The 5491-nt window shown below is 70.5% G+C and carries 5 protein-coding genes; all 5 read left to right on the top strand.

Features of this window, described 5'->3' with window-relative positions:
• Positions 1 to 637, top strand: a 637-nt coding sequence (gene hemA / locus ACY0I8_RS15890) for a glutamyl-tRNA reductase (RefSeq protein WP_461395522.1), incomplete at its 5' end; no start/stop codon positions are given.
• Positions 638 to 744: 107 nt separating this feature from the next.
• Positions 745 to 1692, top strand: coding sequence for a hydroxymethylbilane synthase (gene hemC / locus ACY0I8_RS15895; protein WP_459940020.1), 948 nt, complete (start codon positions 745 to 747; stop codon positions 1690 to 1692).
• 1 nt (position 1693) lies between these two features.
• A complete protein-coding gene (cobA, locus tag ACY0I8_RS15900; protein WP_459940019.1) occupies positions 1694 to 3226 on the top strand; it encodes a bifunctional uroporphyrinogen-III C-methyltransferase/uroporphyrinogen-III synthase in 1533 nt (510 codons plus the stop codon).
• Between the two features lie 82 nt (positions 3227 to 3308).
• The gene (locus tag ACY0I8_RS15905; RefSeq protein ID WP_459940018.1) at positions 3309 to 4397 is read left to right on the top strand and encodes a radical SAM protein; all 1089 of its coding nucleotides are present in this window, start codon (positions 3309 to 3311) and stop codon (positions 4395 to 4397) included.
• Between the two features lie 70 nt (positions 4398 to 4467).
• Positions 4468 to 5491, top strand: a 1024-nt coding sequence (hemE, locus tag ACY0I8_RS15910) for a uroporphyrinogen decarboxylase (RefSeq protein WP_461395523.1), incomplete at its 3' end; no start/stop codon positions are given.

Below are 5491 nucleotides of genomic sequence, written 5' to 3' on the forward strand. Positions count from 1 at the left end.
CCGGGCCGAGGAACTCGCCGCCCGGTTCGGGGGGCGGGCCGTGCCCTTCGAGGAGTTCTCCTACCACCTGCCCGAGGTGGACATCGTGATCTCCTCGACCGGGGCCCCCCACTTCGTGTTGGGGGTCGAGGCCGTGCGCTCGGCCATGAAGGCCCGCAAGCAAAAGCCGATGTTTCTGATCGACATCGCGGTGCCCCGGGACATCGACCCCCGGATCAACGACCTTGCGAACGTGTACCTCTACGACGTGGACGACCTCCAGAGCGTCGTGGAGCAGAACAAGAAGGAACGGGAGAAGGAGGCCGCCAAGGCCGAGCAGATCGTGGCCGAGGAGGTGGAGAGCTTCCAGGCCTGGCTCAAGACCCTGGAGGTCACCCCCACGATCCGGGCCCTGCGGGAACGGTTCGACGCCATCCGGAAGGCCGAACTCGAAAAGACCCTGCGGGTGTTCGGCGACGGCCTCACCGCCAAGCAGCGAAAGAGCCTCGAGGCCATGAGCCAGGCCATCGTGAACAAGATCCTCCACGAGCCCACCGTGTACCTCAAACGGGCGGCCAACGACCCGGACCTGGAGGCCGCGGTGGACGCCGTGCGCCGCCTGTTCGGGCTCGACGAGGGGGAGGGGAACGGCACGTAGGTCGCGGGTCGTTCGTCGTTCGTCGTGTGTCCCCGGATGGGGACGGCGAGGCCGCCGCCCCGCCGCCAAGCTGCCGAGCCGCCAAGCCGAAACAAGGAGCCGGTTTCGTGAACACCCTACGGATCGCAACGCGAAAGAGCCAACTCGCCCTGTGGCAGGCCAACTGGGTCAAGGGCGAGCTGGAGCGCCTCCACCCCGGCCTTCGGGTGGAGCTCGTCAAGGTGGTGACCAAGGGCGACAAGATCCTCGACGTGCCGCTCGCGAAGGTGGGGGGCAAGGGGCTGTTCGTCAAGGAGATCGAGGACGCCCTCTTGGAGGGCCGGGCCGACATCGCGGTCCACTCCATGAAGGACGTGCCCACCGAGCTGCCCCCGGGGCTCCACCTGCCGGTGATCTGCGAGCGCGAGGACCCCCGGGATGCCTGGTTCTGCCGCTCCGGCTCGTCGTTTCGGGATCTGCCGGCCGGGAGCCGGGTGGGCACCTCGAGCCTGCGGCGCCAGGCCCAACTGCGGGCCGTGCGGCCCGACCTCAGTTTCGAGAACCTCCGGGGCAACGTGGACACCCGGCTCCGCAAGCTCGACGAGGGCCAGTACGACGCCATCGTGCTCGCCGCCGCCGGGGTGAAGCGCCTGGGGTTCGCCGACCGGATCACCGAACTCCTGGGGCCCGACGTGACCCTGCCGGCCATCGGCCAGGGGGCGGTGGGCATCGAGTGCCGGGCGGACGACCCCGAGACCAACGCCCTCATCGCGCCCCTGCGCCATGAGCCCACCTGGATCACCGTGACGGCCGAGCGGGCGTTCCTGGCCCGGCTCGAGGGCGGGTGCCAGGTGCCCATCGCGGCGTTCGGAGAGCTCGAGGACGGCACGCTCCGGCTCCGGGGCCTGGTGGGGAGCCTCGACGGCGCAACGCTCCTTCGGGCCGAGCGGACCGGTCCGGCGGCCGAGGCGGCGGCCATGGGCCGGGCCCTGGCCGAGGAACTCCTGGACCGCGGCGCCCGGGAGATCCTGGACGAGGTGTACCGCCAGAACGCGCCGGACGCCCGGGAGACCTAGTGTGGGCCACAAGGGGTTCGTCTACCTGGTGGGCGCGGGGCCCGGCGATCCGGGGCTCGTGACCCTGCGGGCCCGGCAGGTGCTCGGCCGGGCCGAGGCGGTGGTGTACGACAACCTGGTGCATCCCCGGGTGCTCGACTGGGCCCCGCCGGAGGCCGAGCGGGTGCCCATGGGGAAGATCGGCCACGTCCACCAGCACACCCAGGCCGAGATCAACCAGGCCCTGATCGACCGGGCCCGGGCCGGGAAGGTCGTGGTCCGGCTCAAGGGGGGCGACCCGGCCGTGTTCGGCCGGCTGGGGGAGGAGGCCGAGGCCCTGGCCCGGGAGGGCATCCCCTTCGAGGTGGTGCCCGGGGTCACCTCGGCCTCGGCCGCGGCGGTGTACGCCGGGTTCCCCCTGACCCACCGGGACCATGCCCCGTCGGTCACCTTCGTCACGGGCCACCGCCGCCGGGACGGCGGCGAGGGCCCCGAACTCGACTGGGGGGCCCTGGCCCGGGCCAGCGGGACCCTGGTGGTGTACATGGGCATCCGCACCCTGCCCCAGGTGGTGGAACACCTGGTGGCCGGCGGCCGCGACCCGGCCACCCCGGTGGCCGTGGTGGAGCGGGCCACCTGGCCGGGGCAGCGGGTGGTCACCGGCACGCTCGGCGACATCGTGGAGCGGGCCCGGGCCGAGGGCGTGCGGGCCCCGGCGCTGGTGATCGTGGGCGGGGTGGTGGAACTCCGGGCGCGGTGCGACTGGCTGCGGTGGAAGCCGCTCTTCGGGAAGCGGGTGCTGGTGACCCGGGCGGCCCACCAGTGCGCCGAGTTTTCGGAACTCCTGCGGGACCACGGGGCCGAGGCGGTGGAGCTGCCCCTGATCGAGCTCCGGCCCACGGGCCACGCGAGCGGCACCGAGGCGGCACTCCGGCGGCTCTTCGCGTACGACTGGGTGATCCTGACCTCCGGGAACGCGGTGCGGTTCCTGTTCGAGCGGCTCGACGCCCTGGGCCTCGACGCCCGGGCGTTCGGGGCGGCCCGGGTGTGCGCCGTGGGCCCCCGCACGGCCGAGGCGTTGGAGGCCCGGGGCATCCGGCCCGACGTGGTGCCGGGAAAGTACGTGGCCGAGGCCCTGGTGGAGGCCCTCGCGGCCCATGCCGAACTCCGGGGGGCGAGCGTGCTCGTGCCGCGGGCCAAGGAGGCCCGGGACGTGATCCCCAACGAGCTCACCCGGCTCGGGGCCAAGGTGGAGGTGCTCCCCATCTACGAGAACGTGAAGCCGGCGACCCACCCGGCCGAGGGCCTGGCCGCGGTGAAGGAGGGGGCCCTCGATCTGGTGACCCTGGCCAGTTCCTCGGCGGCCCGAAACTACGCGGAGCTCTGCCGGGAACTGGGGGTGCCGGCCGACCGGATCCCCTGCGCCGTCATCGGCCCGGCCACCGAGAAGACGGCCCGGGCCCTGGGCCTTCCGGTGGCCGTGGTGCCCGAGGAGTACACGCTGCGGGGCCTCGTGGCCGCGGCGGAACGGTATTTTCTGGGGCTAGGCGGCTAGGCGGCCAGGCAGCCGGGCGGCCGCGATCCCTTTTCTCCTTTGCGCACCCGGGGCCCCTGGAGGCTCCGGCACAGAGAAGACCATGACCCAAGAGTTCGTGCCCAAATGGATCGCGTGGGAGACCACGCAACGCTGCAACCTCCGGTGCGTGCACTGCCGGTGCTCGTCGGACCTCGAGGCCGCCCAGGGCGACTTCACCACCGAGGAGGCCAAGAAGCTCCTAGACGACATCGCCGAGGTGAGCAAGCCGGTGATCGTCTTGTCCGGGGGCGAGCCGCTCCTCCGGCCCGACATCTGGGAGATCGCCCGGTACGGCACCGACAAGGGGTTCCGGATGTGCATGGCCACCAACGGCACCCTGGTGACCGACGAGGTCTGCCGGAAGATGCTCGAGGCCGACATCAAGATGGTGTCGCTCTCCCTCGACGGCCCCACGGCCGAGGTCCACGACGACTTCCGCCAGTGCCCGGGCGCCTTCGAGGGGGTGGTGCGGGCGGCGGAACTGTTCCGCAAGCACGGGGTGAAGTTCCTCGTCAACTCGTCGTTCACCAAGCGAAACCAGCCCTACATCGCCGACACGTTCCGGCTTGCCAAGGAGCTCGGGGCCACGGCCTGGTACATGTTCATGATCGTGCCCACGGGCCGGGGCGAGGAGCTTTTCGAGGAGCTCATCTCCAAGGAGGACTACGAGGAGATCCTGGCCTGGCACTACCAGCAGGAGAAGAACGAGCACGAGATCCTGATGCGGCCCACCTGCGCGCCCCACTACTACCGCATCGTGCCCCAGCTCGCCAAAAAGGAGGGCATCAAGTTCCAGCGCCGGAGCCTCACCTTCTCCACCGGCGGGGGCAAGGGGTGCATCGCGGCCCAGTCCATCTGCCTCATCGACTGCTTCGGCGAGGTGAAGCCCTGCTCCTACTTCCCCATGAGCGCGGGCAACGTGAAGAAGACCCCGTTCAAGAAGATCTGGTTCGAGAGCCCGCTGTTCCACGATCTCCGGAACTTCAAGGCCTACAAGGGCAAATGCGGCTCCTGCGAGTTCCTGAACGTGTGCGGCGGCTGCCGCGCCCGGGCCTACGCCGTGAGCGGCGACTACCTGGAGGCCGAGCCGTTCTGCTCCTATGTGCCGAGGCGGCTGGAAGGCCGGGAGGCTGGAAAGCTGGAAGGCTAGGGGGCTGGAAAGCCTTTCCTTGGGTCCCTTTCGTCCCTGAAAAGTCCTATCCCTGGGAGACATCGTCACCATGAGCCGAGCCGACCGATTCCTGAACGCCTGCCGGGGCCTGCCGGTGGACACGACCCCCATCTGGATCATGCGCCAGGCGGGCCGGTACATGCCCGAGTACCGGGCCGTGCGGGCCAAGCACTCGTTCCTCGAGGTCTGCCACGAGCCGGAACTCGCCTGCGAGGTGACCCTCCAGCCCGTGGACATCCTGGGGGTGGACGCGGCGATCCTCTTTTCCGACATCATGATCCCCCTGGAGGGCATGGGCTGCTCCATCGAGTTCAACCCGGGCCCGGTGTTCGCCGAGCCCGTGCGCACCGCGGCCGACGTGGAAAAGCTCCGGGTCTGCGAGCCCGAGGAGGACGTGCCCTTCGTGCTGGAGGCCGTGCGGCTCATCCGTCGTGAGCTCGCCGGCCGGGTGCCGCTGATCGGGTTCTCCGGCGCACCGTTTACGCTCGCGGCCTACATGGTCGAGGGCAAGGGCTCCCGGAACTTCGAGAACCTGAAGGCGATGATGTACGCCGCCCCCGAGGTGTACCGGGCGCTCATGGACAAGGTCACCGACACGGTGATCCGGTACCTCAACGCCCAGATCGCCGCCGGCGCCCAGGCCGTGCAGGTGTTCGACACCTGGGGCGGCATCCTGTCGCCGGCCGACTACGCCGAGTACGTGCTCCCGTACTCGAAGCGGGTCATCGCTGGGCTCGACCGGAGCGTGCCCGTGATCCACTTCGTCAAGGGCTGCGGGCTCCTCCTGGACCACATCCGCACGGCCGGGGGCGACGTGCTGGGCATCGACTGGCACATCGACCTCGCCGACGCCATCGCGAAGGTGGGGGGCGAGTTCGCCGTGCAGGGGAACCTGGACCCCACCGTGCTCCTCGGGCCCCGGGAGTTCGTGCAGGCCCGGGCCCGGGAGATCGTGGAGAAGGGCAAGGCCGCCAAGGGCCACGTGTTCAACCTGGGCCACGGCATCCTGCCCATGGTGCCCGTGGACAACGTGAAGGCCCTCGTGGAGGCGGTCCACGAGGCGGGGGCCAGGA

The organism is Deferrisoma sp. (assembly GCF_054681715.1).

Excerpts from the sequence above, each read along its gene's own strand:
- ACY0I8_RS15905 (WP_459940018.1), top strand. The coding sequence starts at position 3,309 with ATGACCCAAGAGTTCGTGCCCAAATGGATCGCGTGGGAGACCACGCAA.